The organism is Pseudomonas sp. K8, from assembly GCF_014889455.1.
GTDB lineage: Bacteria > Pseudomonadota > Gammaproteobacteria > Pseudomonadales > Pseudomonadaceae > Aquipseudomonas > Aquipseudomonas veronii.
Genome location: NZ_VJWO01000033.1, coordinates 47,267 through 73,730 on the forward strand (window position 1 = coordinate 47,267; position 26,464 = coordinate 73,730).

Annotated in this window: 26 protein-coding genes, 4 tRNA genes, 1 pseudogene and 1 riboswitch; of the genes and pseudogenes, 19 read left to right on the top strand and 12 right to left on the bottom strand. The window is 59.9% G+C overall.

Features of this window, described 5'->3' with window-relative positions; translation table 11 throughout:
- Nucleotides 1-74: 74 nt before the first annotated feature.
- The 6 genes from INT12_RS20765 to INT12_RS20790 all read left to right on the top strand — a co-directional run bounded on the left by INT12_RS20765 (nt 75) and on the right by INT12_RS20790 (nt 6,023).
- The gene (locus INT12_RS20765; protein WP_046384186.1) at nt 75-1,730 is read left to right on the top strand and encodes an AMP-binding protein; all 1,656 of its coding nucleotides are present in this window, start codon (nt 75-77) and stop codon (nt 1,728-1,730) included.
- A 30-nt stretch (nt 1,731-1,760) separates the two neighbouring features.
- Nucleotides 1,761-2,204 carry a hotdog fold thioesterase gene (locus INT12_RS20770; protein WP_017846788.1) on the top strand — a complete coding sequence of 148 codons (444 nt, stop codon included), beginning with the start codon at nt 1,761-1,763 and terminating at the stop codon, nt 2,202-2,204.
- 97 nt (nt 2,205-2,301) lie between these two features.
- A complete protein-coding gene (locus tag INT12_RS20775) occupies nt 2,302-3,105 on the top strand; it encodes an alpha/beta fold hydrolase (RefSeq protein WP_193058990.1) in 804 nt (267 codons plus the stop codon).
- On the top strand, nt 3,102-3,956 hold the full coding sequence (locus tag INT12_RS20780; RefSeq protein WP_017846790.1) for an alpha/beta hydrolase: 855 nt from the start codon (nt 3,102-3,104) through the stop codon (nt 3,954-3,956). The genes INT12_RS20775 and INT12_RS20780 overlap by 4 nt, the downstream gene beginning before the upstream one ends.
- A gap of 114 nt (nt 3,957-4,070) precedes the next feature.
- Complete coding sequence (locus INT12_RS20785) at nt 4,071-4,889, top strand: DUF4892 domain-containing protein (protein WP_169884170.1); 819 nt, start codon at nt 4,071-4,073, stop codon at nt 4,887-4,889.
- Nucleotides 4,890-4,961: 72 nt separating this feature from the next.
- A complete protein-coding gene (locus tag INT12_RS20790) occupies nt 4,962-6,023 on the top strand; it encodes an AI-2E family transporter (RefSeq protein WP_017846792.1) in 1,062 nt (353 codons plus the stop codon).
- 43 nt (nt 6,024-6,066) lie between these two features.
- On the opposite strand, the gene INT12_RS20795 is transcribed toward INT12_RS20790, so the two are convergent.
- Together INT12_RS20795 and INT12_RS20800 are read right to left on the bottom strand one after the other, a co-directional pair.
- Nucleotides 6,067-7,101 (bottom strand): sensor histidine kinase, encoded by a 1,035-nt coding sequence (locus tag INT12_RS20795; protein WP_046486360.1) that lies wholly within the window; start codon nt 7,099-7,101, stop codon nt 6,067-6,069.
- On the bottom strand, nt 7,101-7,862 hold the full coding sequence (locus INT12_RS20800; protein WP_193058991.1) for a response regulator: 762 nt from the start codon (nt 7,860-7,862) through the stop codon (nt 7,101-7,103). Before INT12_RS20800 ends, INT12_RS20795 begins: the two co-directional genes overlap by 1 nt.
- A gap of 259 nt (nt 7,863-8,121) precedes the next feature.
- Here INT12_RS20800 and pyrF point away from each other — a divergent pair, with 259 nt between their 5' ends.
- On the top strand, nt 8,122-8,820 hold the full coding sequence (gene pyrF, locus INT12_RS20805; RefSeq protein WP_017846795.1) for an orotidine-5'-phosphate decarboxylase: 699 nt from the start codon (nt 8,122-8,124) through the stop codon (nt 8,818-8,820).
- A 63-nt stretch (nt 8,821-8,883) separates the two neighbouring features.
- Here the strand turns inward: pyrF and INT12_RS20810 are convergent, their stop codons facing one another.
- Nucleotides 8,884-9,891, bottom strand: a complete 1,008-nt coding sequence (locus INT12_RS20810; RefSeq protein ID WP_017846796.1) for an NADP-dependent oxidoreductase — start codon at nt 9,889-9,891, stop codon at nt 8,884-8,886.
- A 228-nt stretch (nt 9,892-10,119) separates the two neighbouring features.
- Here INT12_RS20810 and INT12_RS20815 point away from each other — a divergent pair, with 228 nt between their 5' ends.
- The 4 genes and pseudogenes from INT12_RS20815 to INT12_RS32040 all read left to right on the top strand — a co-directional run bounded on the left by INT12_RS20815 (nt 10,120) and on the right by INT12_RS32040 (nt 14,579).
- Nucleotides 10,120-10,881, top strand: coding sequence for an SDR family oxidoreductase (locus tag INT12_RS20815; protein ID WP_046384180.1), 762 nt, complete (start codon nt 10,120-10,122; stop codon nt 10,879-10,881).
- A 202-nt stretch (nt 10,882-11,083) separates the two neighbouring features.
- Complete coding sequence (locus INT12_RS20820; RefSeq protein ID WP_046384179.1) at nt 11,084-12,496, top strand: PLP-dependent aminotransferase family protein; 1,413 nt, start codon at nt 11,084-11,086, stop codon at nt 12,494-12,496.
- Between the two features lie 1,060 nt (nt 12,497-13,556).
- Nucleotides 13,557-13,718, top strand: a pseudogene (locus INT12_RS32035) (HAMP domain-containing protein); the annotation flags it as partial.
- Nucleotides 13,719-13,736: 18 nt separating this feature from the next.
- Nucleotides 13,737-14,579 carry a methyl-accepting chemotaxis protein gene (locus tag INT12_RS32040; RefSeq protein WP_371928132.1) on the top strand — a complete coding sequence of 281 codons (843 nt, stop codon included), beginning with the start codon at nt 13,737-13,739 and terminating at the stop codon, nt 14,577-14,579.
- Nucleotides 14,580-14,618: 39 nt separating this feature from the next.
- Here the strand turns inward: INT12_RS32040 and INT12_RS20830 are convergent, their stop codons facing one another.
- Nucleotides 14,619-15,431 carry an alpha/beta fold hydrolase gene (locus INT12_RS20830; RefSeq protein ID WP_193040234.1) on the bottom strand — a complete coding sequence of 271 codons (813 nt, stop codon included), beginning with the start codon at nt 15,429-15,431 and terminating at the stop codon, nt 14,619-14,621.
- A gap of 117 nt (nt 15,432-15,548) precedes the next feature.
- On the bottom strand, nt 15,549-16,319 hold the full coding sequence (locus INT12_RS20835; RefSeq protein ID WP_026139998.1) for a hypothetical protein: 771 nt from the start codon (nt 16,317-16,319) through the stop codon (nt 15,549-15,551).
- A gap of 357 nt (nt 16,320-16,676) precedes the next feature.
- Between INT12_RS20835 and INT12_RS20840 the strand changes: the two genes are divergently transcribed.
- The 4 genes from INT12_RS20840 (at nt 16,677) to INT12_RS20855 (ending at nt 17,089) form a co-directional block, all read left to right on the top strand.
- Nucleotides 16,677-16,752, top strand: a tRNA-Glu gene (locus INT12_RS20840).
- A gap of 2 nt (nt 16,753-16,754) precedes the next feature.
- Nucleotides 16,755-16,830: transfer RNA gene (locus INT12_RS20845), tRNA-Gly, on the top strand.
- Between the two features lie 104 nt (nt 16,831-16,934).
- Nucleotides 16,935-17,010: transfer RNA gene (locus INT12_RS20850), tRNA-Glu, on the top strand.
- Nucleotides 17,011-17,013: 3 nt separating this feature from the next.
- Nucleotides 17,014-17,089: transfer RNA gene (locus tag INT12_RS20855), tRNA-Gly, on the top strand.
- A 124-nt stretch (nt 17,090-17,213) separates the two neighbouring features.
- On the opposite strand, the gene INT12_RS20860 is transcribed toward INT12_RS20855, so the two are convergent.
- The 4 genes from INT12_RS20860 to INT12_RS20875 all read right to left on the bottom strand — a co-directional run bounded on the left by INT12_RS20860 (nt 17,214) and on the right by INT12_RS20875 (nt 18,955).
- The gene (locus tag INT12_RS20860) at nt 17,214-17,531 is read right to left on the bottom strand and encodes a TIGR03745 family integrating conjugative element membrane protein (protein ID WP_226926263.1); all 318 of its coding nucleotides are present in this window, start codon (nt 17,529-17,531) and stop codon (nt 17,214-17,216) included.
- A gap of 54 nt (nt 17,532-17,585) precedes the next feature.
- Complete coding sequence (locus INT12_RS20865; RefSeq protein WP_104903613.1) at nt 17,586-17,819, bottom strand: TIGR03758 family integrating conjugative element protein; 234 nt, start codon at nt 17,817-17,819, stop codon at nt 17,586-17,588.
- Complete coding sequence (locus INT12_RS20870) at nt 17,816-18,166, bottom strand: RAQPRD family integrative conjugative element protein (protein ID WP_193040232.1); 351 nt, start codon at nt 18,164-18,166, stop codon at nt 17,816-17,818. Before INT12_RS20870 ends, INT12_RS20865 begins: the two co-directional genes overlap by 4 nt.
- Nucleotides 18,167-18,352: 186 nt before the next feature.
- On the bottom strand, nt 18,353-18,955 hold the full coding sequence (locus INT12_RS20875) for a response regulator transcription factor (RefSeq protein WP_193040231.1): 603 nt from the start codon (nt 18,953-18,955) through the stop codon (nt 18,353-18,355).
- Nucleotides 18,956-19,068: 113 nt separating this feature from the next.
- Here INT12_RS20875 and INT12_RS20880 point away from each other — a divergent pair, with 113 nt between their 5' ends.
- On the top strand, nt 19,069-20,697 hold the full coding sequence (locus tag INT12_RS20880; protein WP_193040230.1) for a hybrid sensor histidine kinase/response regulator: 1,629 nt from the start codon (nt 19,069-19,071) through the stop codon (nt 20,695-20,697).
- Between the two features lie 66 nt (nt 20,698-20,763).
- Here the strand turns inward: INT12_RS20880 and INT12_RS20885 are convergent, their stop codons facing one another.
- Nucleotides 20,764-21,051 (bottom strand): hypothetical protein, encoded by a 288-nt coding sequence (locus INT12_RS20885; protein WP_017846808.1) that lies wholly within the window; start codon nt 21,049-21,051, stop codon nt 20,764-20,766.
- A 356-nt stretch (nt 21,052-21,407) separates the two neighbouring features.
- Nucleotides 21,408-21,469: riboswitch (Fluoride riboswitch) on the top strand.
- 138 nt (nt 21,470-21,607) lie between these two features.
- On the opposite strand from INT12_RS20885, the gene crcB reads away from it, so the two are divergent.
- The 3 genes from crcB to ppa are packed head-to-tail and all read left to right on the top strand — an operon-like array spanning nt 21,608 to nt 22,888.
- On the top strand, nt 21,608-21,991 hold the full coding sequence (gene crcB, locus INT12_RS20890) for a fluoride efflux transporter CrcB (protein ID WP_017846809.1): 384 nt from the start codon (nt 21,608-21,610) through the stop codon (nt 21,989-21,991).
- Between the two features lie 10 nt (nt 21,992-22,001).
- On the top strand, nt 22,002-22,355 hold the full coding sequence (locus INT12_RS20895; protein ID WP_017846810.1) for a DUF190 domain-containing protein: 354 nt from the start codon (nt 22,002-22,004) through the stop codon (nt 22,353-22,355).
- A gap of 2 nt (nt 22,356-22,357) precedes the next feature.
- Nucleotides 22,358-22,888 (top strand): inorganic diphosphatase, encoded by a 531-nt coding sequence (ppa, locus tag INT12_RS20900; RefSeq protein ID WP_017846811.1) that lies wholly within the window; start codon nt 22,358-22,360, stop codon nt 22,886-22,888.
- 217 nt (nt 22,889-23,105) lie between these two features.
- Here the strand turns inward: ppa and INT12_RS20905 are convergent, their stop codons facing one another.
- Nucleotides 23,106-23,540, bottom strand: coding sequence for a universal stress protein (locus tag INT12_RS20905; RefSeq protein ID WP_104903611.1), 435 nt, complete (start codon nt 23,538-23,540; stop codon nt 23,106-23,108).
- A gap of 67 nt (nt 23,541-23,607) precedes the next feature.
- Complete coding sequence (locus INT12_RS20910; protein WP_193041149.1) at nt 23,608-26,340, bottom strand: cation-transporting P-type ATPase; 2,733 nt, start codon at nt 26,338-26,340, stop codon at nt 23,608-23,610.
- Nucleotides 26,341-26,464 lie beyond the last annotated feature (124 nt).

The window sequence follows — 26,464 nt, forward strand, 5'->3', positions numbered from 1 at the left end:
GCTTTGTGTGTGCTATATAGTCAACCGAGCAAGTGCTTGGTTGGCTATCATCGGACCACAAAGGAGCGCGTCCCATGCCCGTCGCTTTTCGTTTGCCGTTGCAGGTCTTCTTCGAACGTGAAGCGCGGCATCCGCGCAAACCCTTCCTGGTGCAGCCCGTCGGCGGCGACGAGGTACAGACCCTCACTTGGGCCGAGGTCGGCCACCAGGCCCGCTGCGCCGCGCATTGGCTGCGTGCGAGGGAACTGCCCCAGGGTTCGCACGTAGCCCTGATCTCGAAAAATTGCGCGCACTGGATCATCGCCGACCTGGCCATCTGGATGGCCGGGCATGTCTCGGTGCCGCTCTATCCCAACCTCACCGCCGATTCCGTCGCCCATGTGCTGAAGCACTCCGAGGCGGCGCTGGTGTTCATCGGCAAGCTCGATGACTGGCCCGCCATGGCGCCCGGGGTTCCGGCCGACGTGCCCACCATCGGCCTGCCGCTGTGTCCGGCGGGTGACTTGGATTTCAGCTGGACCGAGCTGCAAGCCTGTTCACCGATCCAGGATCAGCCGCTACCTGCCGCGTCGGATCTGGCCACCATCATCTACACCTCCGGCACCACCGGCCTGCCCAAGGGCGTGATGCACAGCTTCGGCGCCCTGGGCTTTGCCGCCACCGGAGGCACCGAATTGTTCGGCCTGGGGGAGGGTGACCGGCTGCTGTCGTACCTGCCCTTGTGCCATGTGGCGGAGCGGATGTTTGTGGAATTGGCGGCGATCTATACCGGGCAAACCGTGTATTTCGCCGAAAGCCTTGAGACTTTTCTGAGGGACCTGCGTCGGGCACGGCCGACGGCGCTGTTCGGGGTGCCGCGTATCTGGACCAAATTCCAGATGGGCGTCTACGGCAAGATCCCGGCGACGCGCCTGGAGCGCCTGTTGCGGCTGCCCTTCATCGGCAAACGCGTGGGCCGCAAGGTGCTGGCCGGCCTGGGCCTGGACGCGTTACGCATTGCGCTGTCCGGCGCGGCGCCGGTGCCCGAAGCCTTGTTGCGCTGGTATCAGCGCCTGGGCCTGGATGTGCTGGAGGTGTACGGCATGACCGAGAGTTGCGGCTATTCCCATGTGTGTCGCCCCGGCCAGCAGACAATCGGCTGGATCGGCCTGCCATGCCCGGGCGTTGAAGTGCGTATCGACCCGCTCGGCGAAGTGCAGGTGCGCAGTGGCGCGACCATGCTCGGTTACTTCAAGGACCCGGAAAAAACCGCCGAAACCCTCACCCCGGACGGCTTCCTGCGCACCGGCGACAAGGGCGAGCAGGACGCCGAGGGCCGTCTGCGCCTGACCGGGCGTCTCAAGGAAATCTTCAAGACCAGCAAGGGCAAGTACGTGGCCCCGGCGCCAATCGAAAACCGCCTGGCCGAACATGCACGGATCGAACAGGTGTGTGTGGTCGGCGACGGCCTGCCTGCGCCGATGGGCCTGTGCGTGCTGTCGGCGGCGGGCCCGGCGGATGCGCGCCAGGCCTTGCACGGCAGCCTTGAACGCTGGCTGGAGCAGGTCAACGCGGCGTTGGACAAGCATGAGCGCCTGCGTCAATTGGTGGTGGTGAAAGACAGTTGGGCGGTGGAAAACGGCTTCCTGACACCGACCTTGAAGATCAGGCGCAATGTCATCGAATCGACCTACGGCCCACAGTTTCAGGTGTGGAGCGAGCGCACCGAAGTCATTCTGTGGCAGGATTAGGGCCATCATAAAACCAATAGGGACAACGGTATGAGCCTGTGGCGCACCCAACCCAATATCGAGCAACTCAACGCTCTGCAGAAAAACACCATCGGTGAAGTGCTGGATATTCGCTTCGAAAGTTTCGACGAAGAATCCCTGACCGCCAGCATGGTGGTCGATCAGCGTACCCATCAGCCCTACGGCCTGCTGCACGGCGGCGCGTCGGTCGTGCTGGCCGAAAGCGTCGGCTCCATGGCGGCCTACCTGTGCATCGATGCGAGCAAGTTCTATTGCGTCGGCCTCGAGGTCAATGCCAACCACCTGCGCGGGGTGCGCAGCGGGCGGGTGACGGCGGTGGCGAGGGCGATTCATATCGGCCGCACCACCCAGGTGTGGGACATCCGCCTGACCAACGATGATGGCAAGTCCAGCTGCGTCTCGCGCCTGACCATGGCCGTAGTGCCCCTGGGCGAGAACCCGCCGGCGCGATAGGCGTGGCGTGAGTGTCATCATTCCTGGCGGTTACGGTCATTGCCGTAACGGTCGGGCGTGGTGACAATCAATGTCTGTTTTTATAGATGGAACCGGTATGTCGCAGCACGTGTTTTTTGCCCACGCCAATGGCTTCCCTTCGGCTACCTACGGCAAGTTGTTTGCCGGCCTGGCCCCGGAATATACTGTCGCGCACCTGCCGCAGCACGGCCACGATCCAAGGTTTCCGGTGGACGACAACTGGCAGAACCTGGTGGACGAACTGATCCACCATCTGCAACAGCAGCCCGAGCCGGTGTGGGGCGTGGGCCATTCCCTGGGCGGCGTGTTGCATTTGCACGCGGCCATGCGCTGCCCGCAGTTGTATCGCGGCGTGGTGATGCTCGACTCGCCGGTGCTGACCCGTGCCGACCGCTGGGTGATCCGCGCCGCCAAGCGCTTTGGTTTTATCGACCGCCTCACCCCGGCCGGGCGCACCCTGGGCCGCCGTGAAGAATTCGCCGACCTGGACGCCGCGCGCAGTTACTTCGCCGGCAAGACCCTGTTTCGCGGCTTCGACCCGGAATGCTTCGACGCTTACCTGCAACATGGCCTGTATCAGGTCGGCGATCGCCTGCGCCTGCGTTTCGATCCGGCCACTGAAATCAGTATCTACCGGGGCGTGCCCCATACCAGCCCGGGCCAGGTGCGCCAGTTGAAAGTGCCGCTGGCGGTGGTGCGCGGGCGCCAGGGCCGGGTGGTGATGCGCCACCACGCCAGCGGCGTCGGGCGCCTGCCCATGGGAGAAATGCTCACCATGCCCGGCGGCCACATGTTCCCCCTCGAACGCCCCCAGGACACCGCGACCTTGCTCAAGCAGCTGTTCGCCCGTTGGGAAACCCGCGAGCGCAGTTGCGCATGAGTACGCCGGTCGAAGAAGTGCGCCTGAGCCTGCCGCATATCGAATTGGCCGCGCATCTGTTCGGTCCCGAAGACGGTCTGCCGGTGATCGCCTTGCATGGCTGGCTGGACAACGCCAACAGCTTCGCGCGGTTGGCGCCGAAACTGCAGGGCATGCGTATCGTCGCCCTCGACATGGCCGGCCACGGGCATTCGGCGCATCGTCCGACGGGGGCCGGTTATGCCCTGTGGGATTACGTCCACGATGTGCTGCAGGTCGCCGAACAACTGGGCTGGAAACGTTTTGCATTACTTGGCCATTCCCTCGGCGCCATCGTCTCCCTGGTATTGGCCGGTGCCTTGCCGGAGCGGGTGACGCACCTGGGTTTGATCGACGGTGTGATCCCGCCGACCGCCACTGGCGAGAACGCCGCCGAGCGGCTGGGCATGGCGTTGCAGGCGCAATTGAACCTGCAGGGCAAGCGCAAGCCGGTCTACGGCAACCTTGATCGCGCCGTCGAAGCGCGGATGAAAGGGCTGGTGGCCGTCAGCCGCGAAGCCGCTGAACTGCTGGCCCAGCGCGGGTTGATGCCGGTGCCGGGCGGTTACACCTGGCGAACGGACAGCCGCTTGACCCTGGCATCGCCGATGCGTCTGACCGACGAGCAAGCCATGGCTTTCGTGCGCCGCGTAGGTTGCCCTACTCAACTGGTGGTCGCCGCTGACGGCATGCTGGCGAGACATCCCGAATTGCTTTCCCAGCTACCGTTTACCGTGACGACCCTGCCCGGTGGCCATCATTTGCACTTGAATGACGAGGCGGGCGCGGTCCTTGTTGCAGACTGTTTCAATCGGTTCTTCTCTGCACCTTGACTTGGCGCGGTCAACTGCCGAGGCTGGGCGGATTGAAAGGGAGTCAACCATGAACGATCTCAACACCGATCTTGAAACTGCTGCGACCTCCGATGGCCAGGGCTCAACTATCCGATGAGCGTGCGTAAAGGCTGTATCCGTGCCCTCGGGCTGTGTGTGTTCAGCCCGTTGGTGTTCGCCGCCGATGTGCCGGGTAGCCAGGACTTGCCCGCCGTGGCCCGTCAGGTCGACGCGCAAATCATCGATTATCGTCCCGCCGAAGAAAAAGAGCGCATCTACCCCATGGGCGCGATCCGCAAGATCAGCGGCCAGTTGCGTTACGAAGCCCAGGCCACCGCGCGCGGCCAGGCCACCGCCATCACCTATGAACTGCCCGCCGAGCACACCTCCAGCGCTGCGTTCACCGCCACGCGCGAAGCGCTGCAGCAGCAGGGCGCGCAGCTGTTGTTCTGGTGCCAGGCCCGTGACTGCGGTGAAAGCAGCCTGTGGGCCAATGAAGTGTTCGGTAATGCCAAGTTGGTCGGCGCCGATGGCCAGCAGGAATACCTGCTGTTGCGTCTGGCCGCCCCGCAGGACAATTCCCTGGTGGCGTTGTACGGCATCACCCGCGGCAATCGCCGGGCTTACCTGCATGTCGAACAGATCGATGCCAGCACCCCGCTTGGGGAGCTGCTGCCGACCTCCGCCACGCTGTTGCGCGAACTCAAAAGCACTGGCGAGCTGGATTTCCCGGCTTTGGGAACGGACCCCGATGCCACCTGGTTGACCCTGATTTCCCGTGGTTTGAACCTCGACACCACCCTGCGTGTCAGTTTGACCGGCCCCCATGCCGAAGCGTGGCGCCAGGCCCTGATTGACAAGGGCGTGCGGGCCGCACGCCTGGAAACCGGTACCGAGCCAGCCAAAGGCCTGCATCTGCATCTGATACGCTGACCGAAACAGGGCGAACGGACCCGCGCCGTTCGCCTAAACTGACTGCCTTCAGCCTTTTCCTAGAGAAACTCCATGCTCAATAACGATCGCCTGCTGGTGCAAATCCTGCTGCTGGTGCTGTTCGGTGCCAGCTTCTGGGTGATGGCGCCGTTCTGGTCGGCGCTGTTCTGGGGGGCGGTGCTGGCGTTTGCCAGTTGGCCGCTGATGGTGTTGCTGACCCGCTGGCTGGGCGGCCGCGAATCCCTGGCCGCTGGCATCCTGACCTTGGGCTGGATGCTGCTGGTGGCGGTGCCGCTGGTATGGCTGGGGTTCAACCTCGCGGACCATGTGCGCGACGCGGTGGCGTTGATCAAGGATATTCAGGTCGACGGTTTGCCGGCGGCGCCGGCCTGGTTGGGGTCGATTCCCTTTGTCGGAGAACGGCTGGTGGCGATGTGGGACAGCATCGACCAGCAAGGCGCGGCGCTGATGGTCAGCCTCAAGCCGTACCTGGGGCAGGTGGGCAACTGGCTGCTGGCGCGCAGCGCGCAGATCGGCGGCGGCATCCTGGAGCTGACCCTCAGCCTGGTGTTCGTGTTCTTTTTCTACCGTGACGGGCCGCGCCTGGCGATGTTCGTCCACCGCCTGCTGGAGCGCTTGATCGGCGAACGTGCCGGTTACTACATCGAACTGGTGGCCGGCACCGTGCAACGCGTGGTCAATGGCGTGATCGGTACGGCGGCCGCCCAGGCGGTGCTCGCGCTGATCGGCTTCCTGATCGCCGGGGTGCCGGGCGCGCTGGTGCTGGGTATCGTCACGTTCCTGCTCAGCCTGATCCCCATGGGGCCGCCGCTGGTGTGGATTCCGGCCACGGCCTGGCTGGCGTGGAAGGGCGATTACACCTACGCAGTGTTCCTCGGCGTGTGGGGCACGTTCATCATCAGCGGCGTGGACAACGTGCTCAAGCCGTACCTGATCAGCCGTGGTGGCAACCTGCCGCTGGTGATCGTGTTGCTCGGGGTATTCGGCGGCCTGATCGCGTTTGGCTTCATCGGCCTGTTTATCGGCCCGACCTTGCTCGCCGTGGCGTACAGCCTGCTGATGGATTGGAGCGCGACCCAGGCCCAGAGCCGCCGCGAAGACGAACCGCTGTAGCTGAGTGGCCAAGATTTATGGGGGAGTTGGCGGGCGTTGGCCGTCAGGCGCGGGGCAACCACATCACGGCGGTCAACCCACCGCCCGGGGTTTCCTCCAGGCTCAACCGTCCGCCCAGGCGTTCCACCGCGTCCTTGGCGATGGTCATGCCCAGGCCCACGCCGCCGGAGTTGCGGTTGCGCGAGCCTTCGAGCCGATAGAACGGTTCGAACACCGCCTCGCGCTTGTCGGCGGCAATCCCGGGGCCGTGGTCGATCACGCGGATGGTCAGGGCCTCGCGGCTGTCCTCCAGTTCCACGCGCGCGCTGCCGGCGTAGCGCAAGGCGTTGTCGATCAGGTTGTTGAGGCATGAGCGCAACGCCATCGGCTGCACCTGCAAAGGCGCACAGGTGCCGGCACATTGCACATTGGAACCTTGGTCCTGGGCGTTCTCACTGATCGACTCCACCAGCGCCTGCACATCCAGCCAGTGCCGGCTTTCGCTGGTGCGTTGTTCGTGCAGGTAGCTCAAGGTGGCGTCGAGCATGCCGATCATGTCGTTCAGGTCCTGGCGCATCTGGCCTTGCAGCTTGGCGTCTTCGATCTGCTCCAGGCGCAGCTTGAGGCGCGACAGCGGAGTGCGCAGGTCATGGGAGACCGCGCCGAGCATGCGCGCGCGCTGGCCGACTTGTTCGCGAATACGTTTTTGCATCAGGTTGAAGGTTGACGCGGCCTGCTGGGCTTCGCGGGGGCCGGACTCGTCGAGAGGCGGGCTGTCGAGGTCCAGGCTCAAGCGCTCGGCGGCCTCACTCAGGCGCTGGATCGGCCGGCTCAACAATTTGGCGCCATACCAGGCGGCGATGATCAACGAGAAAAACTGAAACGTCAGCGGCACCACCGGGCCGCCAAACCATGGGCGAGGGCGTTTAGGCAGGGGCCTCATCGTGCCGTCCGGTTGCTCGACAAAGGTGGCCTTTGGCGGCGGCGGAGGCGGGTCATAGTGGTGGAACCAGAAAAATGCCAACGCATGGGCCAGTACAATCGCCAGCAGCAACACACCGAACAACCGGCCGAACAGTGTGTTGAGGGCGTTACGCATCAGCCGATATCCCGTGCGTCGAACAGATAGCCTTCACCGCGCACGGTCTTGATCAACTGCGGTGCTTTGGGGTCATCGCCCAGCTTCTGGCGCAGGCGCGAAACCAGCAGGTCAATGCTGCGATCGAAGGCCTCGATGGAACGACCGCGGGCCGCATCCAGCAACTGTTCGCGGCTCAACACCCGGCGCGGCCGCTCGATAAACACCCACAGCAGGCGGAACTCGGCGTTGGACAGCGGTACCACCAGGCCATCGTCGGCCACCAATTGGCGCAACACGCTGTTGAGACGCCAGTTATCGAAGCGGATATTGGCGCGCTGCTCGGTGCGGTCGTCGCGCACCCGGCGCAGGATGGTCTGGATGCGCGCTACCAATTCACGCGGCTCGAACGGCTTGGACATGTAGTCGTCGGCGCCCAGTTCCAGGCCGATGATACGGTCGGTGGGTTCACAACGGGCGGTGAGCATCAGGAGCGGAATGTCCGACTCGGCGCGCAGCCAGCGGCACAGCGACAGACCGTCTTCGCCCGGCAGCATCAGGTCGAGCACCACCACATCAAAGGTTTCGGCTTGCATCGCCACGCGCATCGCGGCGCCGTCGGTGACGCCGGTGGCGAGAATATTGAAGCGCGCCAGGTAGTCGATCAGCAGTTCGCGGATCGGCACATCGTCGTCGACAATCAGCGCGCGGGTGTTCCAGCGCTTTTCATCGGCGCTCACCGCGTTTTTTTGCTCGTCGTTCAGCGGGACGGAAGTATGCATAGTGCGATCATCTGCCTGGTGGTAGCGGTCAGCATAGGCGCCCAGCCCCATGGCTGGTAGTGCTGGTCGGTGGGTCGTGCGGGCGAGGCTAGCGGTAGGGCGTGTTGAGGGCATGTCGTGAATGTATCTGCTTTGATACAAATGGCCGAAAGGTCCGCCTGAGTGCGCTTGGTCAGTATTTACCGATCATCGGATCCCGCAACGGCGTCGCTTGCGCTACAATCCGCGCCGATTTCGACTTGCCTGAGAGCCCATTCCAATGTCCGTCTGCCAGACTCCTATCATCGTCGCCCTGGATTACCCCACCCGTGACGCCGCACTGAAGCTGGCTGACCAGTTGGACCCGAAGCTGTGTCGGGTCAAGGTCGGCAAGGAACTGTTCACCAGTTGCGCCGCGGACATCGTCGGCACCCTGCGTGACAAAGGTTTCGAGGTGTTCCTCGACCTGAAATTCCACGACATCCCCAACACCACCGCGATGGCGGTCAAGGCTGCCGCCGAAATGGGCGTGTGGATGGTCAATGTACACTGCTCCGGCGGCCTGCGCATGATGGCCGCCTGCCGTGAAGTGTTGGAACAGCGCAGCGGCCCTAAACCCTTGCTGATCGGTGTGACCGTGCTGACCAGCATGGAGCGCGAAGACCTGGCCGCGATCGGCCTAGATATCGAACCTCAGGAGCAAGTGCTGCGCCTGGCGGCCCTGGCGCAAAAAGCCGGCCTCGATGGCCTGGTCTGTTCGGCGCTGGAAGCCCGGGCGCTCAAGACCGCCCACCCGTCGCTGCAATTGGTCACCCCGGGGATTCGCCCGGCGGGCAGCGCCCAGGATGACCAGCGCCGTATCCTCACGCCGCGTCAGGCCCTGGACGCCGGCTCGGACTACCTGGTGATCGGCCGCCCGATCAGCCAGGCGGCGGACCCGGCCAAGGCATTGGCGGCAGTCGTCGCCGAAATCGCCTGATCGATCACCGATCAACCATGTGGGAGGGAGCAAGCCCCCTCCCACATTGACATCTGCTGTGTATCAGCTGACTTTGAGCACCAGCTTGCCGAAGTTCTCCCCGTTGAACAGCTTCATCAGCGTCTCCGGGAACGTCTCCAGTCCTTCCACAATGTCTTCCTTGCTCTTGAGCTTGCCCTGCGCCATCCAGCCGGCCATTTCCTGCCCGGCGGCGGCAAAGTTCGCCGCGTGATCCATCACCACGAAGCCTTCCATGCGTGCGCGATTGACCAGTAATGACAGGTAGTTGGCCGGGCCTTTTACCGCGTCCTCGTTGTTGTACTGGCTGATTGCACCGCAGATCACCACGCGGGCTTTGAATGCCAGGCGGCTGAGCACGGCGTCGAGAATGTCGCCGCCGACGTTATCGAAATACACATCCACGCCCTTGGGGCACTCGCGCTTGAGTGCGGCGGGCAGGTCTTCGTGTTTGTAATCGATGGCGGCGTCGAAGCCCAGTTCATCCACCAGGAATTTGCACTTGTCGGCGCCACCGGCAATGCCCACCACACGGCAGCCTTTGATCTTGGCGATCTGCCCGGCAATGCTGCCCACCGCACCGGCCGCGCCGGAGATCACCACGGTTTCGCCGGCCTTGGGGGCGCCGGTCTCGAGCAGGGCGAAGTAGGCGGTCATGCCGGTCATGCCCAGCGCCGACAGGTAGCGCGGCAGGGGCGCAAGCGTGGGGTCGACCTTGTAGAAACCACGCGGCTCGCCGAGGAAGTAATCCTGCACCCCCAGGGCGCCGTTCACGTAGTCCCCGACGGCGAATTTAGGGGTGTTCGAGGCGATTACCTTGCCTACGCCCAGCGCCCGCATCACTTCGCCGATGCCGACGGGCGGAATGTAGGATTTGCCCTCATTCATCCAGCCGCGCATGGCCGGGTCGAGGGACAGGTATTCGTTGCGCACCAGCACCTGCCCGTCCTGTGGCGTGCCCACCGGCACTTCCTGGTAGGTGAAGGTCTCCCGCGTGGCCGCGCCGACCGGGCGTTTGGCGAGCAGGAACTGGCGGTTGGTCTGGGCAGTCATGGCAAGGACTCTTGAGAAATGAAGCCTGATTGATAGACCCATAATGGCCTGCGAGCAAGGTCGGCCGAGGGCTGCGAATGCTTGGCGATAGGCTTCGATGATAGTCAGCCAGGCGGTCTTATCATTGTGATTCATGCAGCGCTAACCGGCCTTCTGATAGTGCTGACGCGCCGCTGTCGGGCTTGGCTAGACTCGGCCCACGGCTATTTCTCCCATAGGACATCCCCCATGAGCATGACGTTTTCCGGCCAGGTCGCCCTGGTCACCGGCGCCGCTGCCGGTATTGGCCGCGCCACCGCGCTGGCGTTTGCCGCCGAAGGTTTGAAGGTAGTGGTTGCCGACCTCGACGTAGCGGGCGGCGAAGGCACTGTCGCGCTGATCCGCGAGGCCGGTGGCGAGGCGCAGTTCGTGCGCTGCAACGTCACCCTGGAAGCCGATGTGCAGCAATTGATGGCGCAGACCATCGCCGCGTATGGCCGCCTGGACTACGCCTTTAACAACGCCGGGATCGAGATCGAGAAAGGCAAGTTGGCGGACGGCACACTCGATGAGTTCGACGCGATCATGGGCGTCAACGTCAAGGGCGTGTGGTTGTGCATGAAGTACCAATTGCCGTTGCTGCTGGCCCAGGGCGCTGGTGCGATCGTCAACACTGCGTCGGTGGCGGGGCTGGGCGCCGCGCCGAAGATGAGCATCTATGCCGCGTCCAAGCACGCGGTGATCGGCCTGACCAAATCGGCGGCCATCGAGTACGCGAAAAAGAACATCCGCGTCAACGCGGTATGCCCGGCCGTGATCGACACCGACATGTTCCGCCGTGCCTATGAAGCTGACCCGCGCAAAGCCGAATTCGCCGCGGCCATGCACCCGGTCGGGCGCATCGGCAAGGTCGAGGAAATCGCCAGTGCGGTGTTGTACCTGTGCAGTGACGGTGCGGCGTTCACCACCGGCCACGCCCTGGCAGTGGACGGCGGCGCCACCGCGATCTAGGACTCCAAGCCGCACCTCATTCGAAAAAGTTTGAGGTGCTGTGGGGCGTTTCCATAGCTGGCAAAACGCCGTGATCCAATGTGTATCAGGAGGTAAATAAGTCAATAAAATCAATACTTTAGTTACTGTTGGCGACCGGTTGGAGCGGGCTTCTGTGCTTAACTGTTTTGGGTTGAATAACAGATAGTTAAGTGAGTGGCTCATGGATTTAGGGATCGATCGACAAGCCCTTGTACCGGTGGTGCAGCAAATCGTCAGCGCGGTGGCGGAATGGATTCGCAAGAGCGGGGTCAGCCCCGGTACACGCTTGCCGTCCATCCGCCAACTGGCCCTCGACAACCTGCTCAGCCAGTCCAGCGTGATCGAGGCATTCGAGCGCATGGAGGCCCAGGGCCTGCTGACCTCGAAGCAGGGCTCCGGGTTTGTGGTGGCGCAGCCGCCAGTGGCTCAGGAACGCCACTGGTATGAAGGCGCGGAGCGAGAGTGGGGCGCTTTCACCGACAGCCCGTTGGGCGAGTTGAAACTCGGCTGCGGTTGGCTGCCGGACGCCTGGCGCGAAAGCGATGACATCAGCTACGCGATCCGCGAAGTCAGCCGCATCGATACCGGCGGCCTGTTCAACTACAGCACGCCACTGGGGCTGCCGGCGCTGCGCGAGCAACTGCTCAAGCGCCTGACCCAGATTCACGTGGCCACCAGCCTCGACCGCATTCTCACCACCCATGGCGCCAGCCATGCCCAGGACCTGCTGATCCGCACCTTGCTCAAGGCCGGCGACACGGTGGTCGTGGAAACCCCCGGTTATGGCAACCTCTTTCGTCAGTTGGCCTTCCACGGCGTCACGCTGCTGGAAGTGCCGCGTACCCAGGGCGGCCCGGACGTCCCGGCGCTGGAAGCCCTGCTGCGCTGCCATCGTCCCAAGTGCCTGTTTATCAACAGCCTGTATCACAACCCCACCGGCACCAGCCTGTGCCGCAAGGTGGCCGAGCGTTTGCTGGCGCTGGCGCACAGCGAAGACTTCCTGATCATCGAAGAAGATGTCTACGCCGACCTGCAACACGCCAGTTGCACGCGGCTCTCGGCGCTGCCCCATGATGACCGGGTGATCTATGTCTCGAGTTTTTCCAAGACCCTCAGCAGTGCCCTGCGCGTCGGCTACCTCAGCGCCAGTTCGCCGATCATTGCGCAATTGGTACACCTCAAGACACTCACCGGCATCGGCACCTCGCGTTTTGCCGAAGCGGTGATGGCCACGTTGCTGGCCAACGGCACCTATCGCAAATGGGTGCAGCGCCTGCGCAAACGCCTGAACGCGCAAATGGCCGCGACCTTGCAGGTGCTGGAGGATGAGGAATGGCAGGTGTTCGCCGTGCCCGCCGGCGGCATGTTTGTCTGGGCGCGGCCTCGCATGGCCGACCGTTCACGCTTGCAGGCGTGTGCGCGGCAACTCGGCGTGTTGATGTCGCCGGGGGCGCTGTTCAGCCCCACGGGTGAACACAGCGAGTGGCAGCGCATCAATGTGGCCTATGCTGCTGATCAGCGGGCCCTGGCGTTGTTCCGCGCCGCGGGGCCCGCCAGATCGACCTCGACCATTCTGAAAACGACGAGTGTGTAGCTTTTTGCCATTATTGTGGCGCCAACGACTTGTGTTCAGGGCCTTGGGGTTGCGAATCTCGCTGCTGGGAAACCGGACTTGATGGCATCCGCCATTGCAAGAGGATTCAAGTGCAATGATTTCGGCCGTGCAACGACGTTTCGCCAACCTCGGTATGGCGAAAAAACTGGGTTTGGGCTTCAGCCTGGTGCTGCTGTTGACTGCGTTGGTCGCAGCGATTGGCGTGTGGTCCCTGCAAACCGTTGGCCTGCGTTTCGAGGGCCTCAAGAGCATGTCTTCGCTCAACAGCGGGCTGCTCAAGGTGCGTTTGATCGAGCAGGACTACGCGCTGCACGCCGACCCCAAGTCCGTCGACGCCCTGCATGAGCAAGTCGACGCCTTGGCCGCCCTGGCCGCCAGCCTCAAGGCCGAGTCTGCGACCAACGTGCCGCTGATGACCGAGGTCGAACAGGCCCTGGCGGCTTACCGCAAGGCGTTCGATGAGTTCGTCGAACTGACCCAGACCAAGGACCTGGCACTGGAAATGGCCAGTTGGTCGGTGTCCAGCGTGGCCAATAACCTCGATGTGTTGCAGGCCGGCCTGGCCGACGATGGCGCCTATGGCCTCAAGGAAAGCCAGGGCAAGGAGGGCGCCGAGTTTATCGAGCAGGCGGGGCAGGTCAGCCAGGTTTCGCGGTTGATGCTGCAAGCCATGAACGAGGCCCATGTGCGCCTCGATCAGAGCCGCAAAGGGCAGGAAGACAACGCCGAACAAGGCAAGATCGAACAGGCCGAGCAGGCGCTGGCCCAGGTCGAGTTACTGAAGACCTCGGTCAAGGACGCCGGTTACCAGACGGTGCTCAATGAGGTCGGCGGGCATATCGCTGCGTTCAATGAAAAGCTCGGCGAATACACCGGCCTGCTGGCCCAGGAAAAAGTGGTCTACAAACAATTGCATGATCGCGCCGATCAAGTGGTCAGCCGCGTCGACCAGGCGTATGCCGCCGAAGATCAGTCGATGCAGGCGCAGTTGAAGAAAAGCGCGCTGCTGATCATCGGCTCCTCGGCCCTGGCGCTGTTGATGGGCTTGATTGCGGCCTGGGTGATTACCCGGTTGATCGTCGCGCCGCTGCGCCGGGTGATCGCGGTGGCCCAGCAGATCGCAGCCGGCGATTTGAGTGGGCGCATGGACGTCAGCCGCCGCGATGAAATCGGCCAGTTGATGCAGGCGATGCAACAGATGGGCAGCGGCTTGAGCGATATGGTCAGCAGGCTGCAAGCGGGCATCGAGCAATTGGCCAGTTCGGCGCATTCGCTGTCCAGCGTCACCGAGCAGACCAACATCGAGGTCAGCAGCCAGAAGGAAGAAACCGAGCAGGTCGCCACGGCGATGAACCAGATGACCGCCACGGTCCACGATGTGGCGCGCAACGCCGAAGAGGCCGCACAGGCTGCGCAGACCGCCGATGACAAAGTCGACAGCGGCCAGCAGGTGGTGCGCCAGAGTTTGCAGCGCATCGAACAGCTGGCCACGTCCAGCACCAGCGCGAGCGCCAGCATCGACAGCCTCAGCAGCGAAATCCAGAACATCGGCAGCGTGTTGAGCGTGATCAAAAGCGTGGCCGAACAGACCAATCTGCTGGCGCTCAACGCAGCCATCGAGGCCGCGCGCGCCGGTGAGCAAGGCCGTGGTTTTGCGGTGGTGGCCGATGAAGTGCGGGCGCTGGCCAAGCGCACCCAGCAATCGACCGAGGAGATCGAGCGCCTGGTCGGCACCTTGCGCAGCGCGGCGCAAGCGTCGGTGCAGCAGATCCAGCAGAGCGGCGAGTTGGTGAAGCTGGCCGTCAGCGATGCGCTGGAAACCGAAAGCGCGCTGGGCAGCATTGCGGTCGCGGTGTCATTGATCCAACAAATGAATCAGCAGATTGCCGCAGCGGCCGAGCAACAGAGTTCGGTGGCCGAAGAGATCAACCGCAGCGTCACCAGCATTCGCGCGAGTGCCGATCAATCGGCGTTGAGCATGCAAGGCAATGCCGCGTCGAGTATTGCGCTGGCGCGGTTGGGCGCGGAACTCAAGGGCATGGTGGGGCACTTCCGCCTTTGATCGCCGCCGCCGGGCCGCGATCAAAGGGCCGGGGCGCGATCAGGCGTGGTTGGCGAGGAAGGTCAGCAGCGCTTCATTGACGAAGTCCGGGTTCTCGCGGCTGGAGATATGCCCGGCGTCGGGAATCAGGCTCAGGCCGCAGCCGATCAGGCTGGCCATCTGCTCGGACTCGGCGGGGGGGCGAGGCGTGTCCTGTTCGCCGCACAGCACCAGGGTGGTGTCGGCGTCCAGGCGTGACAACTGTTCCAGCACATCTGCGCGGCTGAAGATCAGCCGACCCAGGGGCACGATGCTGTCCAGCAGGCGCGCCGTGGGGTAGCCCTGCAAGACTTTGCGGAAATCCTGGTACAGCGCCGATGCGCGGTCGATACCCGGGCGGAAAAAGATCGGCGCGACCACATCCAGCAGCGGCTCGGGGATGGCGCCGGCGTCTTCGATCATCTTGAACAGCGAAAAGTAGTGCTGGCGCGTGGCCTCGGGCTCGGCGCCGAGGTAGGTGTCCATCAGCACCAGGCTGTTGACCCGCTCGGGTGCCAGCAGGGCCAGGCGTGCGCCCCACATGCCGCCGACCGACAAACCCACCAGATTGACCTGGGCAATCTGCAACTGGTCGAGCAGTGCCAGGGCCTGGCGCGCCAGGTCGTCCAGGGAGCGCGTGTGCGCCGGCAGCGGCCCGGACTCGCCGTGGCCCCACAGTTCGGGGACGATCACGCGGTATTGCTGCGACAGCGCTTCGATCTGCGGTGCCCACATGGCGCGGTCCCACAGGTAACTCGAACCCAGCAGGACGATCGGGCCGCGGCCCTGGTCAACATAGTGCAGCGGTTGTCCATCAATCACGGCGACAGGCATAGCGGGCCTCTAACTTCACGGAGTGAGGGGGACTTTTGTACGCGAGTCGACGGCGAGGGGATAGATGCTAAATGATGGCATGTGGCGAGGAGCACTCGCCACATGGGGTGGGGGAGGTCAGTCGTAGATGACTTTTTTCTTCCACTCGGCGTCGGTGTCGGCGACTTTCAGGCCTTCGGTCAGTTCGTTGACTTCATCTTCCGCCGGTTTGCTGTTGGTCAGCACCGTGGAGTTGGCGCGCGCCAATTGACTCTCCAGCAATTGCAGTTGCTCTCTGTAGATCGCCGGCTCAGGCTGTTTGCGCAGGTACTGCACGCCGCGCTCGAAGGCCAGGCGCGCCTGGCCCGGCTGGTCCTGTTGCAGGGCATGCTGGCCGAGGTTGTTGAAGAACTCGATGTGCAGCAGGACCAGGATGTGGCGAATCTCCCTGATCCAGTGCTTGGCTTCATTGGCCGGCAGAAAACCGTCCTGGGCCGCGCGGGTGACCTGGCCGTGCAGGGCTTCGAGCAGGAAGCGCACGTCCTTGGCCTTGGCTTCGGTCTGGATCGGGCCGGGCGGGTTGTTGACCGGGATCGATTCGCCCTGGGCCACCAGCGCATTCAGTTCGGCGATCCGCGCCTTGAGCGGTGCGCTGGACTTGTTGAGGTGCAGCAAGCGCTGGTTGACGTTGAGTTCCAGGCGGGTCAGCAGCAGCTTGAGTGCCGGAGTCATCAACTGGCCGGGGAAGGTCTCGGTGATTTCACCACAGCGACGCAGCCGGTCATTAAGCTCGATCACGGTGCGTTGCTTTTCCAGTTTGTTGTTTTCCACCACATGGTTCATATAGCCAATGGCGATCAGTATTACGATCCCGGCTATTACCAGCAGGGTGATCATGAGTGGTGTCACCGGTGCGACCTCTTTATAGGGTTTGCTGTGGAGTGTAGTGACTGAGACATCTGCCGGATAGGACTGTTCGACCAGTTGCCCAGGTAGTTTCTTCTATATACGTAAGCATTCCCTGCGTAGATGCACAATGCCATCAGTTGCTGAGCGAACTATAGCGTCTTGTCGGGCGCCAGAATATAGGCGTCAAGGCGCGGACGCGCAGAATGCCCGCACGGGTCTGGAAACGGGGGCGAAGTCATTGATTTAAATAAATTTATCCTGGGGGGTTGACGACCTTTCAATCCATCCATAGAATGCGCGCCACTTGCAGCGTAAAGCACACAGCGAAACGCGGCAGGGAGTGAATGTTGTACGTGTGTCCCCTTCGTCTAGTGGCCTAGGACACCGCCCTTTCACGGCGGTAACAGGGGTTCGAGTCCCCTAGGGGACGCCAATGCGGGAATAGCTCAGTTGGTAGAGCACGACCTTGCCAAGGTCGGGGTCGCGAGTTCGAGTCTCGTTTCCCGCTCCATTTTTAAGCAGTGTTGCCTTCGGGCGGCATTGAGTGAAACCAGGACCAAGTCTTCGGACGAGGCCTCTGGGCACTGAAATACACACCATGTGTTTCAGTAGCGTGTCCCCTTCGTCTAGTGGCCTAGGACACCGCCCTTTCACGGCGGTAACAGGGGTTCGAGTCCCCTAGGGGACGCCATTTGCGGGAATAGCTCAGTTGGTAGAGCACGACCTTGCCAAGGTCGGGGTCGCGAGTTCGAGTCTCGTTTCCCGCTCCAATTTTTGATTTGCAGTGTCCATCGGACCTGGGAGTCAGCGAAAAAAAGACGCTTCGGCGTCTTTTTTCGTTTCCGGTGCGATCTGTCGAAAACCACCGGTATCCGGACTTTTTTAGTCCAGAAATCACGAGATCCCGGTGGCCTTGGTCAGTAACCAGATGCCCACCACCAGCAAGATCGCACCGACTGCGACGGTCAACCCAAACTGGCCCCAGGTCGCGCGCCCGGTGTGGATCTCCGAATAGCGCGTGTAGGCGTGATAGCAGACCCCGATAAGCATTGAGGCCACCACCAACAGGGCGATCAGCAGGATGATGTCGTAGCTGTAGTTCTGCAGGGTTTGCAGAATGCCGCTGCCGACACCGCGGGACGGATCCTCCAGCTTGGGCAGACGGCCCTGCGCAACGGCCAATGCCGGAGCGCCCATCAGCAGCACCAGCATCCGGCTACGAAGACCATATGAAAAATGATGGTTCATCACGGCAGCTCCCTCGGATCAGGACAGAAGAAAAAACGTCAACACCAGGTACAGCGCGACAAAACGCATGACCACCCCGACAACCTGCCACGAGCCCAGACGCTGTTCGGCCCAACCGGTGTAGGCGGTACGAATTGCCCAGGCGCCCCACAGCAACAGCACGGCAAACACCCCCGACAGCAACAAGGTCGCCATCCGCGCGGGCGTAAATCCGCCGTGGGCCTGGAAGGCGGCCTGTTGGGCGGCAGTCATGGCGAGGGCTCCTGCTCGTCGCGGTAGTCACCGAGCATCGGCGTTGGGGCGCGTGGCTGGGCGCGCTGTGGAGTCAGGTAGTCCTGAACTCCAGCACGTACTCGCTGGAGGTCTTCACGTAGGCGTGGGTAGTCGAAGTGGTAGCGATCCCGAACTTGCGTGGGCTGAGCTGATAGGTCTTCGACCTGGCGATTGATTTGGTCCAGTTGACGGGTCAGCAGGGCCAGTTGCTCGCGTTCAAAAGTGCGTTCAGATGCCATGACCGGAGCGGCACTGCTGCTGATGCCGATGATCAGGGCAACCATCCCGGAGCGTAGCAAGCTGAATGTGGGGGCTACCCTATCCATCGAATCAGACCTCGTGAGTACGAATGGCCTGATGGTGCGACGGCTGCTCAATGCTCGCCTCAATCAATGGGGATTGGCTCGTCACCGCTTTACGGCAGGGCATTGGGGAAACATCTGACGGAGTTATCCGAAATTGAGACGAAAGAAGATGTCTAGTTTGAATCTGGTGTATTTTTAATCTGCCCTTCAACCGATTCCCGAATACTTCGCCACTGCCGCTGCCCGTGATGGCACGTTCAAGCAACGTAACAGCGACGCCACATGAATACGCACTGTAAAGGGAGATATCTGTAATTCCGTTGCGATTTCTTTATTGGTCTTGCCTTTTGCGATCAGCTGCAATACTTCATGCTGGCGGGCTGTGAGAGCAGTGGTCTGCAACGGCAGCAGGCCCGATGGCGAAAACTTGACGAGAACATCGCCTTCTCTGATAGCCACTAGTGCCTGTCCGATCTCGTCCGGGGCGATGTTTTTGCCGATAAATCCGTCGATACCTAACGCCATAATCTGTTCGATCAACGATGGATCATCGACCATTGACACCACGATTAACGTGGTGCGCCGCAACTGCTGTCTCAACTCACTCAAGTGACTCATGCAGGTCAAGCCTGGAAAACGCAAGTCGAGAATCAGCGTGTCAACTTCTTCGCCTGTTTTGATCAGCGCCTTTACAGTCTCAAAGTCACCGGCTTGCTCCACCGTTGCCTCGGGAAGTAGTCGCTGGACAGTGCGCAACATGCCCTCGCGAAACATAGGATGATCGTCGGCAATAATGATTCTGCATGGCATATCGTGCTCTACCCTGAGTCAGTTTTATTTTAGGGACCGCTGTAGCGCCGCGCCGGTTGGTTGCGTGTAGCACCTATCATTTTTACATCGGTTATACCGTAAGGATGCTTCCCATGACGTTCGAGAAGAACACCGAACTTGACCAGGCCAATTTACGCGTCATTGTGTCTGCCTGCGCCATTGGATATATCAGTATGCTGGGCTTTTTGCCCGGGCATAGGGTGGATGCTTATTTGCCCATAATCCTTTATTACTTAGTGTTTCTGTTGGCTTCCATAGGCTTTCGCTTTGTCATTGCTCATTGGCCTGGGCACTACCCGGCACGGCGAATATTGGGGATGGTTCACGATTACACCGGGACCTCATTCGGTCTGGTAGTCGGCGCAGAAGCTGCGTTACCGCTTTATGCGGTGATGGTCTGGGTCAACCTGGGCAACGGTATGCGCTATGGTTCGCGCTACCTTGCAATTGCGACTGGGTTGGCGTTACTGGCATTGTTGATTGTTTACTGGTTGACGCCTTCGTGGCAGGCGCAGCCATTCATGGTGCTGATGCTGATGATCACCAGCACGGTGATACCGGTTTATGCCCACCTCTTGTTGGAACGTACTCGTAAAGCTTCGGAAGAAGCCGTTGCCGCTAACCTGGAGAAATCGCGGTTCCTGGCCCAGGCCAGCCATGACTTGCGCCAACCGATCCATTCTATTGGTCTATTCACCGCATGCCTGCGCGAAGCATGCTTGGGCGATGAAGAGCGACGTTTGGTGGACAGTATCGACCGCTCGCTACTCAATGTATCGCAACTCTTTCGCTCGATTCTCGATCTCTACACGTTGGACAATAGCCGTGTGCTACCCAAGTATCAGACCTTGCACCTGGGGGACTTCCTGGCCGATCTTGTGCGCCAGAATGTCGAGGCTGCGCGCTGGGCGGGTGTTGAGTTGCATCTGCGGCCTTCCTCCCATTGGGTCCGGGCAGACCCTGCACTTCTCACAACGATGGTTCAAAATATACTTTCCAATTGCTTCAAATACGGTGCCCAGCGGCCTGTACTGATCGGTGTGCGTAAGTGCGGTGATGGGCTTGCGATCGTGGTTCACGATCAGGGGCAGGGGATTGAAAAGGAACACCTGCCAAAAGTATTCGAAGAGTTTTATCGCGTCCGTCGTGAGCGAGACAAGGACGTTGAAGGTGTCGGACTGGGCCTTTCCATCGTCAGGCGTCTGGGGCAGTTGATGGCTCTTGACGTTGCTATCCGCTCGCGGTTGGGTCATGGGACATCAGTCTGCTTGTCTGGTTTCCCCCTTGCGACGCCGCCACGAAACCTCAGCCTTCAGGAAGACGTTCACCAGGCAGGGCTGTTGACAGGATTGAAAGTCTGTCTGGTGGAGGATGATCACAACGTGTTACTGGCCACTCAGGCGCTGCTGCAGCGTTGGGGGTGTACGGTACAAGCGGAATTGACTGGGCTGAACCTCTCCAGTGATTGTGATGTCATCGTCGCTGACTATGACTTGGGCAACCACGCCACTGGCATCGAGTGCATAGACCATCTACGCCAACAGCGTGGTTGGGCGGTGCCGGCGTTGATTCTCAGCGGGCATGATATAGAGACGATCCAGCAGCAGTTGCGGGAACGTCAGATCGCCATCCTTTCCAAACCCATCCGCCCAACCGAGTTGCGGGCTACATTGAGAGAGCTCGGTCAGAAACCACTGAATGCACGAACTACTGAACAGTAGGTCTCGCCAGTCGAGTTCTCTTCTTGTTGGGGGGAGGGGGGCGGCCAAGGAGGGATGTTTACGTAATTATTGTTTGGTGCACTGGGCGCCTAGCCCCATGCCCATGGAGCCGAGGGCAACCCCAGGGCCGCTCGGGAGTTCACATGCGTATTCCCCGGTGGCGGTTTTAGCTGTGAAGTAGGTGGTGTTGAAATCACTTCGTACGTTTGAGATGTTGGTAATTGGCTTGCCGATAGTATTTTGTGCTCGACTCTTAAGGTCGTTCTCTGTTGGCTTGATGACCTGGCAGCCGGTTAGACCGACAACCAAAGTGGCGAGTACAGTGAGGGCAGTAACTGTGTAAGACAACTTCATATGAACCTTCTTATATATATGTTGAGTGTTTCGAGGGTTTCCCGGCAGCGGCCGGTCCTTTATTTGCAGTATTGAAAGCCGCAGGGCAGTCCTGTAGGCCGACTTGCAAAGCGTTTCAATGTTGTTAAGCCAGGCCCACAACACGCGGTTGCTTCCGAGTCGGACCGGTTTGAATGCTGGAAAAGGTTAGTGTTAAGCGAAGGTGGTGGCAATTAGGGCGAATGGGCTAATGGCTATTTGCTATCCGAGTAAACTGCGGCAGCTCTAATTCACTCTGTTGTAGAAGCTCTTGGTTTAGATCTATCTCGCGGACCGCATGCAGCTGCTCTTGATGTCATTGGCGCTGATGCTATAGGATCAAAACAGGAGATGGCATTCCTCCTTTAACCGCCTTCGTGCTAATGATGCCTACGTGAACCCTGGACAGGGGACGTAGGTGCGTCTCCCTGTCCTCCAATCTAGGACAGGCTATGATCTTACCCTTCAAGTTTCCCTTTTCTTTCAGCGCGAGCCGCTTGCCATTTAGTCCACTCAGGTCTGATGAGGAGGACTCTCCGTGCTGAAGTCATTAATCGTCATTGCCGTGGGTGCTTCACTTGGAGCCTGGTTGCGTTGGCTATTGGGGATGAAGCTGAATGCCCTATTCCCTACGATTCCTCCAGGCACTGTGGTCGCGAACATGGTTGGGGGTTACATCATCGGTTTGGCCATAGCCTTCTTGGCCGCATCTCCTACCCTTAGTCCAGAGTGGCGTCTTCTGATCATCACGGGTTTCTGTGGCGGGCTTACCACCTTCTCTACATTTTCAGCCGAAACGGTTGCCTTGATTCAGGAAGGCAGGCTGCTCTGGGCGCTCGGCTCAATTTCATTGCACGTCTTAGGTTCGTTGGCGATGACCGCTGCCGGGCTTCTGTCCTACCAAATGATTGGTACTCGCTGAGGAGATAGAAATGAAAGGCTATATGGTCGTTTTCTTCACCCAACAAAACCGTCGTTATCAGGGAAAAATGCTAGGCGAATGGATAGTCGACGTGGCTAAAGAAATGGGGTTACGCGGCGCCACGCTCTGCACTGGAATCGAAGGGTTTGGGCACACCGGGAAACTGCATTCATCACATTTTTTTGAGCTGGCGGATCAACCCACGGAGATTCGCTTGGCAATCACGGAAGATGAGGCCGAACGATTGTTCAAACGACTGGACTCTGAGGAAATATCGGTGTTTTTCACGAAGACGCCAATCGAGATGGGCACTCTTGGAAAAACGCCTTCCCGTTCAGCCCCTTCCACAACTTCGGAGCTATGAACATGAGCTACGCGGACATCCCAGCAGGGAACGCCATTCCCGATGACTTCTTCACCGTTATCGAGATTCCTGCAAACCACTTGCCGATCAAGTATGAGGTGGACAAGCCAAGCGGACAGATCTTCGTTGACCGCTTCCTGAGTACGCCGATGTTCTATCCTGCCAACTATGGGTTCATTCCAAATACGTTGAGCGATGACGGCGATCCTTTGGACGTTCTGGTGATTTGCCCTTACCCGGTATCGCCTGGTGTTGTCATTCGTAGTCGCCCGGTTGGTGTGATGTACATGACGGACGAGGCCGGAGCCGATGCCAAAGTGATCGCTGTGCCTCATGACAAACTGAGTTCTATGTACAGCGACGTGAAAGAGTGTTCAGACCTTCCCGCGCTACTACTCGCACAGATTCAGCATTTCTTCGAAAACTACAAAACATTGGAACCGGGTAAGTGGGTGAAGATGGGCCGTTGGGGAAGCGCAGATGAGGCGCGGGAAGAGATTCGCAAGTCGGTAGCTGCGTATACCCCCAAGTAGGTTTCACTCCAGATTGAATTCATCAGCCGGGAGTAGGAACTGAGGGGCAAGTGATTTGCCTCTCAGTCGTTCGGAACATCAAATGTCGAGGGAACCACACGCATGGAAAAGTGGATGGCTTATGTTGCGCATGACTCAACTCAATCAAAGCCTTTCCAGAGCATCGACCTTTGATCACCCACTTATGGGGTCGTGCTATCAAGCATTTGACGATCTCCTATTTGACTAAGGTGATTGGTATATCTGAGAGCTGAATCACCTTTGCCGCGACAGAGCCCAGAAAAATCCCTGCAAGAAAGCCGTTGCCATGTGAGCCTAGGATGATGCTGTCACATCCTAAAGAGTGTGAGCACGCCACGATTTGGCTTGCTGCATCGCCTTGTAACGTATGAAGTGTAAATGCAATCCCTTCCTGCTTCAGAAGCCCCCCAGCTTTTTGTGAGTCCTCAGCACTTTTATCACCGTAGTAACGATCAACCTCATTCTCGCCCATGTCGTGGGCAATTCGAGTTGGTAAAAGTGGCTGCACATTCACCAGATGCACCTCAACACTACCGCCCAGTAATCCGCCATCTTGGATCAGCGCAATAAGGTAACGCACCGCGCGCTCTGAATGCTCGGAACCATCGACAGCTACAAGTATTTTATGCATTTTCTAAATCCTCTTTCAGTGGCATGAAGATGCTTGGCGTTAGGGGATTGCCAGCTTGCAATCAGTTTTACTCGGACAGGCGGATTCGAATCTGTTTTTCAATCTCGATGATCGCAAAGAGCGCAACACCAACGCCGATGATCAGGAGGCCATCAAGGAAGGGGATCGCTTCTGTGGCAAACACCTTTTGCAGAGGTGGCGCGTAGGTAATGGCGAACTGGGCCAAGGTCACCACTGCGACGATCATCCACACGACCTTGGTGCCACGAATGCCCTTCCAGGAAAGCGATGTGCTGTAGAGATTACGAATGAAGAACAGATGGAATATTTCCATCACGACTAGCGTATTCACCGCGATGGTTCGGGCCAACTCCACGGAGTAGCCACGGTCGAGCGCATACGAAAAAATGCCGTAAACACCACAGAGGAACAGAATAGAAACAAGCACCATATGCCAAACCAACGCACCGCTTATGAGTGGCTCCTTGCGCGAACGAGGTGGTCTGCGCATGGTGTTCTCTTCGGTGGGCTCGAATGCCAATGCGATGCCGAGCGTTACTGCGGTTATGAGATTAATCCATAGAATCTGTATCGCCGTGACCGGCAGTGTAAGACCGAGCAGCAGGGCCACAATGATAGTCATGGTCTCCCCCGCGTTGGTCGGCAGCGTCCAGCTCAGCACTTTCTTGATGTTGTCGTAGACTGTCCGCCCTTCGCGCACTGCCGCCACGATGGATGCGAAGTTGTCGTCGGCCAGCACCAGGTCTGCGGCTTCCTTGGCGGCTTCACTGCCTTTTCCTCCCATGGCGATACCCGCATCGGCACGCTTCAGCGCGGGGGCATCGTTCACGCCATCGCCGGTCATGGCCACTGTCATGCCATTGGATTGCAGCAGCATTACCAGCCTGAGCTTATGTTCAGGGCTGGTGCGCGCAAAAATATTGACGTGCTTTACCGCCTCCTTCAGAGCGGCATCGTTCATGGCGTCTAGGTCTACGCCGGTCAACACACTGTCGGGATTTTGCAGGCCAATCTGCCGACCGATAGCGGCTGCGGTACCGCCGTGATCGCCAGTGATCATTTTTACGACAATGCCTGCTGCTTGGCATTGTTGAACTGCTTTTATCGTCTCGGGTCTAGGCGGGTCAATCAGTCCGACCATGCCCAGCAGGGTTAACCTTCCTTGTACGTCCCCAAACTCCAACACGGTGTGCTCGGGAGGAACTGATCTAACTGCAAATGCCAATACACGTTGCCCCTTGGCAGCAATGGCGTTTGCCTGTTCGTGCCAGTAGTCCGCATTGAGCGGTTCAGTCCCGCCAGCGTTTACGAGCTGCTGTGTGCTCATGGCCAGTATTTGCTCTGGCGCGCCCTTCACATAGATAGAGGCATGTCGATCATGGTTGTGATGCAGGGTCGCCATGAAGCGGTGTTTCGCGTCAAACGGAATGGCATCGGTGCGGGGCCAGGCCTGATGATCTTCATCGCTATCAATACCGGTCTTTCCGGAAAATGCCAGCAAGGCCCCCTCCATCGGGTCACCCTCTACCTTCCATAAATCGTCATGCAGGCGCAGCACCGCATCGTTGCACAGGCCAGCTGCTCGCCCCAGTTCTGCCAACGCAGGGTGAGTTGATATGTCGACTGGCTGATCTGAAAGACTGATGCTTCCCGCTGGCTGATAACCAGCGCCCTCGACCGTGAAGATGAGATCGCTCGTGACGACCGATGCCACCATCATTTCGTTGCGGGTGAGTGTCCCGGTCTTGTCAGTACAGATGACGGATACCGAGCCGAGCGTCTCGATGGCAGGCAGGCGACGCACGATGGCGTTGCGGCGAGCCATTGCCCGAACGCCGACAGCCAGCGTGATGGTGAGGACGGCGGGCAGCCCTTCAGGTATCGCCGCTACCGACATCCCCACCACGACCATGAAGATCTCGGTGAACTCGTAGTGCCCAACATAATGGCCAAATACGAGCAAAAGGCCGCCGACTAACAAGATCAATATCGTCAGCCAACGGGCAAACACGTTCATTTGCTGCACCAGCGGGGTGGTCAGCGTTTCTACACCTGCAAGTAGAGTGCTGATGCGTCCGATTTCAGCTGCTGCTGCGGTCGCAACGACAACCCCTGTTGCTTGCCCGCAAGTTACGAGGGTGCCGCTGAATGCCATGCATGTACGATCACCCAGGGCGGCTTCAAGCCCCACAGGTTCGGTATGTTTTTCTACTGGTATGGATTCACCGGTAAGAATGGCTTCTTGAATCTGTAGTCTGTTTGCGTGCAGCAGACGTAAATCAGCAGGGACTTTGTCTCCCGCCTCCAGCAATACGATATCGCCCGGTACCAGTTCCTCACCCACAACACTTAAGCGTTCGCCTGCGCGAATCACGGCGGCGTGCGGTGCCAGCATCTGCCGGATAGCATCCATGGCTTTTTCCGCTTTGCCTTCCTGGATGTAGCCAATGATTGCGTTTGCAATGACCACAGCCAGAATCACTACCGTATCCCACAGATGTTGCAGCATCGCGGTAATCGCAGCGGATCCTAGAAGCACATAAATCAGAATGTTGTGAAATTGCAGCATGAATCGCAGCCACGCGGGTCGCCGTGCTGCTTCTGGCAAACGATTGAAACCAGTGCGGTCAAGCCGGGCTTGAACTTCGGCGGCCTCCAGCCCGACACGCTCATTAACCTCAAGCAGGTTCGTCACCTCCTTTGCAGGCAAGGAGTGCCAGGCCACAGAATGCGGGGAGATTGGTGTTTGCTCAGCTGCTGCATCGACCACCTGCGTCATCAATAATCATCTCCTGTGCACACAGCTCGACTGAAACGGGCTGAGGTGGTCATGAGCGAGCGTAATAGTTTTCCGCTCTTACATCCTATCTTCCATCTAACTGACAGGAACTATAGATGTAACG